General features: G+C 61.4%; 11 protein-coding genes. All 11 read right to left on the reverse strand.

Annotated features, from left to right (window positions below):
* Window positions 1-64 precede the first annotated feature (64 nt).
* The 11 genes from ACUN8C_RS13860 to ACUN8C_RS13910 all read right to left on the reverse strand — a co-directional run bounded on the left by ACUN8C_RS13860 (window position 65) and on the right by ACUN8C_RS13910 (window position 12,505).
* On the reverse strand, window positions 65-1,447 hold the full coding sequence (locus ACUN8C_RS13860; RefSeq protein ID WP_445619749.1) for a GntP family permease: 1,383 nt from the start codon (window positions 1,445-1,447) through the stop codon (window positions 65-67).
* Between the two features lie 227 nt (window positions 1,448-1,674).
* Window positions 1,675-2,661, reverse strand: coding sequence for an aldo/keto reductase (locus tag ACUN8C_RS13865; RefSeq protein WP_445619750.1), 987 nt, complete (start codon window positions 2,659-2,661; stop codon window positions 1,675-1,677).
* A 222-nt stretch (window positions 2,662-2,883) separates the two neighbouring features.
* On the reverse strand, window positions 2,884-3,852 hold the full coding sequence (locus ACUN8C_RS13870; protein ID WP_445619751.1) for a C-terminal binding protein: 969 nt from the start codon (window positions 3,850-3,852) through the stop codon (window positions 2,884-2,886).
* A gap of 37 nt (window positions 3,853-3,889) precedes the next feature.
* The gene (locus ACUN8C_RS13875) at window positions 3,890-4,906 is read right to left on the reverse strand and encodes an L-idonate 5-dehydrogenase (protein ID WP_445619752.1); all 1,017 of its coding nucleotides are present in this window, start codon (window positions 4,904-4,906) and stop codon (window positions 3,890-3,892) included.
* Between the two features lie 76 nt (window positions 4,907-4,982).
* Window positions 4,983-5,753: a glucose 1-dehydrogenase gene (locus tag ACUN8C_RS13880; protein WP_445619753.1), complete on the reverse strand. Its 771-nt coding sequence runs from the start codon at window positions 5,751-5,753 to the stop codon at window positions 4,983-4,985.
* An 11-nt stretch (window positions 5,754-5,764) separates the two neighbouring features.
* The gene (locus ACUN8C_RS13885; protein WP_445619754.1) at window positions 5,765-7,123 is read right to left on the reverse strand and encodes a GntP family permease; all 1,359 of its coding nucleotides are present in this window, start codon (window positions 7,121-7,123) and stop codon (window positions 5,765-5,767) included.
* A 162-nt stretch (window positions 7,124-7,285) separates the two neighbouring features.
* The gene (locus ACUN8C_RS13890) at window positions 7,286-7,702 is read right to left on the reverse strand and encodes a hypothetical protein (RefSeq protein WP_445619755.1); all 417 of its coding nucleotides are present in this window, start codon (window positions 7,700-7,702) and stop codon (window positions 7,286-7,288) included.
* A 166-nt stretch (window positions 7,703-7,868) separates the two neighbouring features.
* Window positions 7,869-9,371, reverse strand: coding sequence for a fumarate hydratase (locus tag ACUN8C_RS13895; RefSeq protein ID WP_445619756.1), 1,503 nt, complete (start codon window positions 9,369-9,371; stop codon window positions 7,869-7,871).
* Between the two features lie 165 nt (window positions 9,372-9,536).
* Window positions 9,537-10,817, reverse strand: coding sequence for a TRAP transporter large permease (locus ACUN8C_RS13900; protein ID WP_445619757.1), 1,281 nt, complete (start codon window positions 10,815-10,817; stop codon window positions 9,537-9,539).
* The gene (locus ACUN8C_RS13905) at window positions 10,814-11,464 is read right to left on the reverse strand and encodes a TRAP transporter small permease (RefSeq protein ID WP_445619758.1); all 651 of its coding nucleotides are present in this window, start codon (window positions 11,462-11,464) and stop codon (window positions 10,814-10,816) included. The genes ACUN8C_RS13900 and ACUN8C_RS13905 overlap by 4 nt, the downstream gene beginning before the upstream one ends.
* Window positions 11,465-11,491: 27 nt before the next feature.
* A complete protein-coding gene (locus ACUN8C_RS13910) occupies window positions 11,492-12,505 on the reverse strand; it encodes a TRAP transporter substrate-binding protein (RefSeq protein WP_445619759.1) in 1,014 nt (337 codons plus the stop codon).
* Between the last annotated feature and the right edge of the window lie 82 nt (window positions 12,506-12,587).

Below are 12,587 nucleotides of genomic sequence, written 5' to 3' on the forward strand. Positions count from 1 at the left end.
TGAGGTGATCCCATAAAAAACGACGCCCTCGGGCGTCGTTTTTTTTTGGTCTGTACCGGACATCTCAAAAGATCGTAAAGACAATCCAGGCCATTACAAAGCCCAGCACGGATTCCAGCGTCTGCTGTGTCGTCCAGACCTTGAGTGTGGTTTTGACATCCATGCCCATGAGCCGGCCCACCAGCCAGAAACCCGAATCGTTAACGTGACTGGCAAATACCGAGCCTGCCGCCGTGGCCAGCGTAATGGCCACCACCTGCATGGTCGAGAAATCGCCGGCCTCCACAGCAGGCGCCATCAGCCCTGCCGCCGTCACCAGCGCCACGGTGGCTGAACCCTGCGCCACACGCATCAATACCGCCACCACATAGGCGGCCATGATGACCGACAGCCCCAGATTCTCGAGCGAGCCCGACAGCGCATCACCGATACCCGAGGCGCGCAGCACCCCACCAAACATGCCGCCGGCGCCGGTAATCAGCACGACCGAACAGATCGGCCCCAGCGAGGAATCCAGCACCTTTTCAAGGGCCGTACCCGACTGGCCGCGCCGACCACCCAGTGCCCAGAGGGCGACCAGCACCGAAATCAGCAGCGCAATCGGCGTTTCCCCCAGCGCCGAGCAGAGCTTGAACCAGCCGGCGTCACTATCAGCCACGCCGACCGCACGCAGAAAATCCAAGCCGGTATTCATGAAAATCAGCGCCATCGGCAGCAGCAGCATGGACAGCACCGCACCAACCGACGGGGGGTTGCTCACCTCTTCAGCATTGCCGTCACCGAACATGCCGCCGGCCACCTGCTCAAGCGTAATGCGCGAGGCCGCAAAGCGGCTCCATAGATAGCCTGACAGGTACCAAAGTGGAAAGGCGACCAGCACTCCGGTCAGCATCACCAGTCCCAGATTGGCGCCATACAGCTCGGACGCTGCCACCGGGCCGGGATGTGGCGGCACAAACACGTGCATGACCGAAAAGGCCGCCGCCGCCGGCAGTGCAAACGGAATGATGGGGCCATCGAGGCGTCTGGCGATGGCAAAAATGACCGGCAGCATCACGATCAGGCCGGCATCCATGAAGATGGGAAAGCCCATCAGCAGCGATGCCACGCCAAGGGCAAAGGGGGCACGCCTTTCGCCGAAGATTGCGATCATGCGATCGGCCAGCACCTTCGCCCCGCCGGACGACTCCACCAGCTTGCCCAGCATGGCGCCCAGCCCGATCAGCAGTGCCACCGAACCCAGCGTGTTGCCGAAATTGCTCACCAGCGTCGGCACGATCTGATCGACAGGAATGCCGGCAGCAAAGGCCGTTAACAGACTGACGAGAATCAGGGTGACAAAGGCATGCACCCTGAACTTGATCACCATGAGCAGCAGTACTGCAATCGCGGCCGCCGCGATCCCCAGCAGCGGTCCTGCCGACATGGTCTGATTCCAGTTTTCCATCCTCTCTCCCTGATGGTTGCCCGGTCGAGGCTCGGGTGTTTTCAACGATTTGATGAACAGGGCACCAGCGCATGTCCGGGCCTCTCAATCGGCCAGAAGTCTAGGGATCGCGGTCACTGCTGCCAAACCCTTTCGTTTATTTCCTTGATTCTTAATGCCTTTCACGCAAAAGCCCCGGCATTTGCCGGGGCTTTTCGGTCAACACAAGGGATTGTCGAAGGCGTGCCTTACACGAAACCGACCACCTCATGGGGCACGTAGGGCGCCTCGAGCCGTTCGATTTCGGCCTCGTCGAGCGTGATCTCGAGCGCGCCGAGGGCCTGATCCATGTGATGGGCCTTGCTGGCCCCCACGATCGGCGCCGTAATCCCGGGCTTTTGCAAAAGCCAGGCCAGCGCGACCTGTGCCGGTGACACGTTACGGGCCTCAGCCACCTCGTGCAGCGCCTCGATCACGGGCGTATCCCGCTCAAGGCCCAGATTCCAGGCCCGCATCTGCTCATCGCTTTTGGCGCGAGTGGTCTGGCCCTGACCGCCCACGGGCTTGCTGCCGGCCAGAATGCCACGCGCCAGCGGGCTCCAGGGGATCACGCCCACACCCTGATCGATGCACTGCGGGATCATCTCGCGCTCTTCCTCGCGATAGATCAGATTGACCATCGGCTGCATGGTCGAAAACTTCGTCCAGCCATTTTTCTCGGCAATGTTTTGCGCCTTTGCAAACTGCCAGGCGTGCATGCTGGAAGCGCCAATGTAGCGCGCCTTGCCGGCTTTCACGACCTCGTGAAGCGCTTCCATCGTCTCCTCGATGGGGGTGTCATAATCCCAGCGATGAGTCTGATAAAGATCAACATACTCCATGCCCAGCCGTGTCAGCGAAGCATCAATGGCGTGATGAATGTGCTTGCGCGACAGCCCCTGCTCGTTGGGCGTCTTGTTGCCGGTGGGGTTATAGACCTTGGTGGCCAGCACCACTTCCTCGCGGCGGGCAAAGTCCCTCAGCGCCCGCCCCACGACCTCCTCGGAGGCGCCGTCGGAGTACATGTCGGCGGTATCAAAAAAGTTGATGCCGGCATTGAGCGCCTGCTCGATAAACGGCCGACTTTGCCGGTCATCCAGCACCCAGTCGCGCCACTGCGGCGTGCCATAGGTCATGGTGCCCAGACACAGCGGTGATACCTTGAGTCCGGTGCGGCCCAGATTGCGATAGTCCATGAGTGCCCTCCTTGACGGAATAGCGGCCGACAGATTCGACCGCCATTTAAATTAGCCGGCTAACAGCATGGCAAAGATTCAAGCGATGACAAGGCATCGATACCCGCGATGACGTGGATCGCCGACACAAAAAAGCGGAGAAACGCCAGGCGCTTCTCCGCTGTCAGGGTGTCGCAGATCACTGATGCTCTCGATCCAGTACTTCAGAATCAAGCCAGCACCTCAGGATTGAGCCAGTACTTCCGGATTGAGAATGTTGCGCGGCCGCCGACCGGCAATAACGTCCACGGCGTTTTGTGCCGTGCGCGCCTTGAGTTCGGCGTAGGACTCCTCGGTATAAAACCCGGCGTGTGGCGTGAGAATCACGCGCTCGAATCGGGTCAGCGGATGCCCTGCAGCCAGCGGCTCCTCTTCGAGCACATCAAGCCCTGCGCCAAATATCCGACCCGCCTCCAGCGCCTCGACCAGCGCGTCGGTATCCACCACGCCCCCACGGGCCGTATTGACCAGAATGGCATCCTCACGCATGGCGGCAAGCGCTGCAGCATCGATAAGATGATGCGTCTGCTCGATCAGCGGCAGGTGCAGCGACACCACCTGTGCCGAGGCCAAAAGCGCCTCGAACGACATTACTGCCCAGCCCTCATTCGTGGTCTCGCCAGGCGTCAGTCGCGGGTCAGTGAGTACGACCTCAAAGCCCAGCCCGGCCGCCTTGCGCGCCGTGGCCATGCCGATGGCACCGGCCCCGATCACGCCAAAACGACGGCCGCGCAGCTGAAAGATCGGCTGCGCCGGCGCCAGTGACGGCTGTCCCTGACGCAGGCGCCGGTCCAGCCCGGTGACATCACGCAGCACCGACAATGCCAGCGTGATGGCGTGATCGGACACGGCCTCGGTGCCGTAATCCGGCACGTTGCACACTGCCACACCGTGTCGGGTCGCCGCCTCGACATCGACGGTATCCACCCCGACCCCATAGCGTGACACCACGCGCAGATCCGGCAGCGCCGCCAGTACCTCGGCGCTGATCTGTCCGTACTGGACGATCAGCCCCTGGGCATCAATGGCGTTTTTGATGATGCCCTCGGGCGTTGCATCCTGACACAGCGTCAGGCGCCCGCCTGCAGCCTCAATACCCGCGCGCTCGATATCAACGCTTTCGTGGTCACAATCGGTAATGACAATGTGCATTTCTCACCTCCTGAGCGACCTGACGTGATGACTGCCCTTAACCCTGCGGCCAGAGACGCACCAGCACCTTGCCGGAGACCTGAGCGTCCTTTGCCGTGGCAAAGGCGTCCACGGCCTGGTCGGCCGGCATTTCATGGGTGATGACCTGATCAAAGCGCTCATCACGGGCCAGCAGCTCGATGGCCTCATCCACTTCCTGGTTAAAACGGAAGCAGCCGCGCAGCTGGATCTCCTTGGAAATCAGCATGGCCAGTTCCAGCGGCTGGGCACCGGCGCCCATCATGCCGATCTGGGCAATGATGCCGGCCCGACGCACGGCACGAATGGCCGTATCGATCGAGGCCGGGACGCCCGAGCACTCCAGCGCCACGTCATAGGCTTCCGGCTCGGGGGTCTGCTCACCGATACGAATGGTGTGGTGCACGCCGAGTGCGCGGGCACGCTCCAGCGGCCCTTCAAAGACATCGGTGGCGGTCACTTCACGCGCGCCCTTTGCCAGCGCTGCCGCAGCCGTTAACAGCCCGATCGGGCCGCTGCCACATACCAGCACCCGCTTGCCTTCCACACCGCCGGCCACGTTGATGCCGTGCAGGGCCACGGCCAGCGGCTCGGTCAGCGCGGCACGCTTGAGCGAAAGCCCTTCGGGCAGGACGCGAATCATGCCCCGCGTGACCACCAGGTATTCACTCATGCCGCCCTGGGTATGGGGCGTGGTGGACGCCGAGCCCAGATAGGCCCCCTTCGGCCACAGGTGCGGCAGCTCTTCAAGACCCGGCTGACACTCGCCGAAGGTCGCCGGATGAAAGGTCACCGGCGTGCCCGGCGCCAGCTCACCGGAAGGGTCCAGATCAACGGTGCCCGACAGCTCGTGCCCCGGAATCAGCGGCTCGCGAACGACAAAGGCGCCGTTGGCGCCGTCGTGGTAGTAGTGCAGGTCGGAGCCACAGATGCCCCCCCAGGCAATGCGCACCCGCACCTGTCCTTCCTGCGGCTCGGGGGTGGCCCACTCCTGCTCGCGCAGGTCCTGTTTGCCATGAATGACCAGTGCTTTCATCGTCATGCTCCGTTGCAGGCACAAAAATAGAGGAACGCGAATAACACAGGGGCCCTGCGGCCCCTGTTGGAAAGGCTCAGACCACAGAGGTCATGCCGCCGTCCACGAAAATGTTCTGCCCAGAAACAAAGCTCGAGGCATCCGAGCAAAGATACAGCAGCGTGCCGACCAGCTCCTGAACGTTGCCCCAGCGCTGCGCCGGGGTGCGATTCTCGACCCAGCTGTTGAAGGCCTCGTCCTGCCACAGCGCCGTATTCATGTCGGTCTTGAAATAGCCCGGCGAGATGCAGTTGACCTGGATGTTAAAGCGCGCCAGATCCGCTGCCATGCCCTTGGTCAGCATGACCACACCGCCCTTGGAGGCCGAATAGGGCGCAATCGTCTGGCGCGCCAGCATCGACTGAACCGACCCGATATTGACGATCTTGCCGTGGCCGCGCTCGGACATGTGGCGCGCCAGCGCATTGGCCACGTAGAACGAGCTGGACAGGTTGGTGGCAATCACCGCATCCCAGTCATCGGGCTCGAACTCGGTAAACGGCGCGCGGCGCTGAAGACCCGCGTTATTGACCAGAATTTCCGGCACGCCATGGGTCTCGACCAGGCTGGTCAGCGCCGTTTTGACCTCGTCACTGCGGGTGACATCAAAGGTCACGCCGAACGCTTCGCTGCCGGTTGCCTCACGGATGGCCTGTACTGCCTGATTGACCGTGTCTTCACTGCGCCCGTGAATGATGACGCGGGCACCCTGCTCGGCAAGCCCCTGGGCGAGAGCAAAGCCCAGACCGCGCGAGGAGCCGGTGATCAGTGCCAGCTTTCCCTGAATATCAAACGGGTTAACCGCCATGAAAACTTCCTTTAGAAAATAATGAACATGATATAGGCGAGGACGAAGCCGACCAGCGACTCGATGGTCTGCTGAACCGTCCAGGTCTTGAGCGTGGTGCGCACATCCATGCCCAGCAGACGCCCGACCAGCCAGAAGCCCGAGTCGTTGACGTGTCCGGCAAAGACCGAGCCTGCAGCCGTGGCCAGTGTCACTGCAATGACCTGCATGGTGCTGTAGTCGCCCATCGCCACGGCAGGTGCCATGAGACCGGCAGCTGTCACCAACGCCACGGTGGCAGAACCCTGGGCCAGGCGCATGGCGACTGCCACCACATAGGCGGCCACAATCACCGGCAGGCCGAGATCGCCCAGTGAGTCCGCCAGCGCATCGCCAATGCCCGAGGCGCGCAGAACACCGCCGAACATGCCGCCGGCGCCGGTGATCAGGACCACCGAGCAGATCGGGCCCAGCGAGCTTTCAAGAATCTTTTCAATCGCACTGCCGTTTTCGCCGCGACGCGTGCCCAGCACGATGGCGGCCACCAGCACCGAAATCAGCAGCGCAATGGGCGTGCTGCCCAGCGTCGAGAGAATCTGGAACCAGGTCTGGTCGGCATCGGCCATACCAGCGGCACGCAGGAAATCCAGCCCGGTATTCATGAAGATCAGCACCAGCGGCAGCAGCAGCATGGCGATGACCGTGCCTACCGTCGGCGGATTTTTGATCTCGTCATCATCGATCTTGCCAAAGAAGCTCTCGGCCAGTTGAAAGCTGTAGTGTTTGGCACAGAACTTGCCCCACAGATAGCCGGAGAGATACCACATGGGCAGGATGATCACGAGGCCGGCCAGCATCAAAAGCCCAAGGTTGGCACCATACAGCTCGGACGCCGTCACCGGGCCGGGATGCGGCGGCACGAACACGTGCATGACCGAGAAGGCCGCAGCCGTGGGAATGGCGTACAACAGGATCGGGCCACCCAGTCGGCGCGCCACGGCGAAGACGATCGGCAGCATCACAATCAGGCCGGCGTCAAAAAAGATCGGAAAGCCCATCAAAAGCGATGCCAGTCCGAGGGCCAGCGGCGCTCGCTTTTCACCAAAAAGCTCGATCATGCGATCGGCCAGCACTCGAGCGCCGCCGGAGTTTTCCACCAGTCGCCCCAGCATGGCACCAAGGCCCACCAGCAGCGCAACCGCGCCCAGGGTCTTGCCGAAATTATTGACCAGCGTCGGGACAATCTGATTGACCGGAATACCGGTGGCAAAGGCCGTGATCAGACTCACCAGAATCAGCGCCAGAAAGGCATGCAGCTTGAACCGAATCACCAGTATCAGCAGCGCCGCGATGGCTGCCGCTGCAATCCCCAGCAGGGGGCCGGCCGTCATTGTCTGTGTCCAACCATCCATTTTTGTGTCCCCTTGAACGAACCCCTGCCAATAACGAACGTTATGGCCCGAGGCATCTTACAGGAGGGGCCACCCCCCGGAATCAGACCTAAGTCTATAGCACAAAGGATAATGTCAGGATGGCACAGCGCCCGGCGGCAACTAGCGACGCCCAGGGTAGAAAAGTTCCTCGCCCAAAGACGGGCACCAGCGCGCAACCGCGGCGGCCAGCGCCACGCCCAGCAGGGTCTGAAGCGGCGGCCCCCAGGAAAGAACAACGGCTGTGGATACATAGAGATAGGCAAAAAAGAGCAGCATGACGCCACCCCCGATCAGCACGCCCGAGCGACGACCGGCAATGAACACCGAGGCCAGTACGCCCAGCCCCGGAATCATTACCGACAGAAGGGTAATCATCGTGCCCTGCTGCAGCGAACCCGCGTACTCGCTGATCAGCCCTCGCCCGACCTGCCACAGCACCATATAAAGCACCACCGGTGCGACCATGGCGCCGCTGAGTCGTCCCATGAACCCCAGTACTGCACCGGGATTCTGATTATTGCCGTGATGACCGGCCATGGCTGCCTCGCTTGAAGGGTAAGAAGATATGTAAAGTCATTAGACCATCGTCACCGGAGCGCGTTAAGTCCGCCCGGTCAAACGCCGATGCCATGAAGGGGCCCGATACGACAGCGCCGCCCCTTCCCGGGGCGGCGCAGCATGGCCGATCACGCGACATCAGAACTCAACGACGCGCGATGATCTCCTGCCATTTGACCGGGCCCAGCGTGTGCACGCTGTCACCGCGGGTATCGACCGCAACCGTCACCGGCATGTCCCTGACGTCAAACTCGTAGATCGCTTCCATGCCGAGATCTTCAAAGGCCAGCACCTTCGAACCCTTGATCGCCTGTGCGACCAGGTAGGCGGCCCCACCCACGGCCATCAGATAGGCCGCGCCGTTGTCGCGAATCGCCTCGATGGCGCTTGGCCCGCGCTCGGACTTGCCCACCATGCCCAGAAGACCGGTTTCTTCCAGAATGGTGCGGGTGAACTTGTCCATGCGGGTGGCCGTGGTCGGGCCGGCCGGTCCCACGACCTCGCCGGCCATCGGATCTACCGGCCCCACGTAGTAGATGAAGCGGCCCTTGAGATCGACCGGCAGCGGCTCGCCCTTCGAAATCATGTCGACCATGCGCTTGTGCGCCGCGTCACGCCCGGTCAGCAGCTTGCCGGAGAGCAGCAGCGTGTCACCGGGAGACCAGGTCGCCACCTCTTCCGGGGTAATGGCGTCCAGATTGACGCGCTTGACGCCCTCACCGGCCTCCCAGGCAATCTCCGGCCAGTCGTCAATTTCAGGTACCGGCAGGATCGCCGGGCCGCTGCCATCAAGATGAAAATGCACGTGCCGGGTGGCCGCACAGTTGGGAATGATCGCTACCGGCTTGTTGGCCGCATGGGTCGGGCAGTCCTTGACCTTGATGTCCAGCACCGTGGTCAAACCGCCCAGCCCCTGAGCGCCGATGCCGAGCCGGTTGACCTTGTCAAACAGCTCCAGGCGCAGCTCCTCGGCCCGATTCGAGGCACCGCGTGCCTGCAAATCCTGAATATCGATCGGCTCGAGCAGCGACTCCTTGGCCATCTTCATGGCCTGCTCGGCAGTACCGCCAATCCCGATGCCCAGCATGCCCGGCGGACACCAGCCGGCGCCCATCTTCGGCACCTGCTCGAGCACCCAGTCCACCACGCTGTCGGACGGGTTGAGCATGGCGAACTTCGATTTCGCCTCGCTGCCGCCGCCCTTGGCCGCCACGTGAATCTCGACCTGATCACCCGGCACCAGCCGGTGATGAATGATCGCCGGCGTATTGTCCTTGGTATTGCGACGCGCGCCGTCCGGGTCTTCAAGAATCGAGGCGCGCAGGATGTTGTCCGGGTGGTTATAGGCCCGGCGCACCCCTTCGTTGATCATGTCATCCAGGCTCATGTCGGCGTCCCACTGCACCTGCATGCCCACATTGACGAACACGGTCACGATGCCGGTGTCCTGACAGATGGGACGATGGCCGGTGGCACACATGCGCGAGTTGATCAGGATCTGGGCGATGGCGTCCCTGGCTGCGGGGTTTTCCTCGCGCTGATACGCCTGATGCATGGCATCGATGAAGTCTTTGGGATGGTAATAGGAGATGTACTGCAGTGCGTCGGTGACGCTGTCGATCAGGTCATTCTGGCGAATCACGGTCATGAAGCGTTGTCCTTTTTCCTTTCGATTCTCAAGCGACGCGCTGTCAGGCACGTCATCCGGTCGAAGTGAGCCCCTCGGCGACGGCAGCATCATACGCCTGTCTGCCTGCTGCGACGAGTCGTTGCAGCAGGCAGACAGGACATTACGGCCGAGGCGGGTGTCGCCCTACATGCCCAGCAGCTCGGGCAGCCCCAGCGAGATAAAGGGCACGTAGGTAATCAACAAAAGGAAACTGACCAGCAGCAACAGCCATGGGCTTGAGGCGCGGATGACGGCCGTCAGGGGCTGGCCGGTCACGGCCGAAGCCACGAACAGATTGAGTCCCGTGGGCGGCGTGAGCATGCCGATCTCCATGTTGACCACCATAATGATGCCCAGATGGACCGGATCGATGCCCAGCTGCATGGCAATCGGAAACAGAATCGGCGCCAGAATCAGAATGATCGCCGAAGGCTCCATGAAACTGCCTGCCACCAGCAAAATGACGTTGACCACCAGCAAAAACGCGATCGGCGAGAACTGCTGATCAACCACCCAGGCCGTGATCGCCTGCGGGATCTGCTCGGTTGTCAGCACATGGGCAAAGAGCATGGCGTTGGCGATGATGAACATCAGTACGATGCTCAGCTTCGCCGCTTCCAGCACCACCCTTGGGCACTCGCGCCAGCTGATGTCGCGATAGACCACCAGCGCCACGAACGCGGCATACACCGCGGCCACGGCAGCGGCTTCCGTCGGCGTGAACATGCCGGTGTAGATGCCGCCCAGAATGATCACGATCAGCATCAGTCCCCAGAAGGACTTGCGCGCCAGTACCAGTGTCTCTCTCAGCGGCACCCGCGGCAGCGCCGGCATCTTCTTGATGCGGGCGATGATGTAGATCGCGATCATCAACAGAAGGCCCAGCATCAGCCCCGGCACCACACCTGCCATGAACAGCTTGCCTACCGAAGTCTCGGTCGCCGCGCCATAGACCACCATCACGATCGACGGCGGAATCAGAATGCCCAGCGTCCCGGCGTTGCAGACAATGCCGGTGGCAAACGACTGCGTATAGCCCGAGCGCACCATACCGGTAATGACCACCGAGCCAACCGCCGCCACCGTGGCCGGCGAGGAGCCCGACAGCGCGGCAAACAGTACGCAGGCCATGACCGAGGCAATCGGCAGCCCGCCGCGAAAATGGCCCACACAGGCATTGGCAAAGTCGATCAATCGACGTGCCACGCCACCGCTGGTCATGAAGGCCCCGGAGAGCAGGAAAAACGGAATGGCCAGCAGCGTGTAGTGCTCGGAGGTCTCAAAGAGCTTGATTGCCAGTGAGCGGACCGAATCATGACTGAACAGCAAAATCGTCAGAGCGCCCGAAAGGCCCAGCGAAATTGCAATCGGCACGCTCAAAAACAGCAGTACGAACAGGGCGATAAACAAAAAGGCAATGGTCATGGCCGTGATTCCTTCGACGTGTCCGGATGAACATCGCTCGCCAGCTTGAGTGCATCGGCCGCTTCATCCGCCATCTGCAGCCCGTTTTGTTCACCGCGCAGGGTCAGCACGAACGCCTCCACAAGGCGTACGATCACCAGCGCAAACCCGAGCGGCACGATCATTGCGATATGCCACTGCATAACGTGAAACTCGTCGAGATCCTCGGCCCCGAGACCTGCACCATGCAGTGCCGCGACCCAGTCATAGCTCGACACCATCATCAACACCGCGTAGCCCAGCACGATCAGCAGCACGAATATCGAACACGCACGTCTCAGTGGCGCGCTGAAGGTGCGCACCAGCAGGTCGACCCCGATATGGGCGCCGGTACGGATCCCGTAGGAAATCCCCAGAAAGATCAGCCAGCCAAAGCAGGCACGCGTTAGCGCCGAGCTCCAGGTCATCGCTTGGGCGACATCCAGGAGTGTGTCGCCCACGGCAAACAGCGGCGTTTCCAGTGCCGGGAACGCGTCGGCGCCGGCGTAAAACACCACGTAGAGGTTATTGAACATCACGTAGACGAACGTGATCAGCGTCATGGCCGTTAAAAAGAGGGCCACCAGGCCCTCTTCAAGATGGTTCCAGAGATTCAGCAGTGTCTTCATTGCCATGATTCCCGAGGCGCTAACGTATCAGCCCGCACTGTTGGCGGTTTCGGCGGCCTTGATCAGGTCGGCACCAATCTGGCCTTCAAATTTCTTCCACACCGGACGCAGCGCCTCGCGCCAGTCTTCACGCTGCTCGGGGGTAAGTTCGATGATCTCGCTGGTGCCGGCATCAATGATGGCCTGACGGTCATGGTCGTTGATGGCACGCGCCTGGTCGTTGACGGAAGCGGTAACCTCATCAAGAATCTCGCTCAGCTCGCCTCGAACATCTTCCGGCAGGCCGTTCCAGAATTTGGCGTTGGTGATCAGCATGTAATCCAGCACGCCGTGGTTGGACTCGGTGATGTAGTCCTGCACCTCATAGAACTTCTGGCTGTAGATGTTGGACCAGGGGTTCTCGGCGCCGTTGACCACACCGGTCTGCAGGCCCTGATACACCTCGGCAAAGCTCATCTTGCGCGGCACGGCCCTGAGTTCCTTGAACTGCTCGTCAAGCACGTTGGACGCCTGAACGCGGAACTTGAGGCCACGTGCGTCCTTCGGTTCATGCAGTGCCTTGTTGGCAGAGAGCTGTTTCATGCCGTTGTGCCAGTAGCCCAGTCCAAGAATGCCCTTGTCTTCCATCGAGTTGAGCAGCTTTTTGCCTTCATCGCTGGCCTGGAAGCGGTCGACGGCGGCCAGATCATCAAAGAGAAACGGCAGGTCAAAGATCTGAATGGCCTCGTTATACTTGTCAAACTTGGCCAGCGACGGCGCCAGCATCTGCACGTCCCCCAGCAGCAGGGCTTCCATCTCCTTGCCATCACCATAAAGCGACGAGTTCGGATAAACCTCGACCTTTACCTTGTCACCCAGACGTTCCTTGACCAGCTTCTGAAACATCAGCGCGCCCTGCCCCTTGGGCGTGCTGTCTGCCACCACGTGAGAAAACTTGATCACGATGGGCGCGTTGTCACCGGCCATGGCCGGCGTCGCAAGAGAGAGCATGCAGGTGGCGCCGACCAGACCCAGCGCACGAGCGAGAGAGACAGGAAACATGGGCATTCTCCACAACGGGCTATTGGAGCGCCCTCCCGTGAGACGAGAAAGCGCCATCATGAGAGCATATACGGCCGTTTGG

This window comes from Kushneria sp. Sum13 (assembly GCF_052692355.1).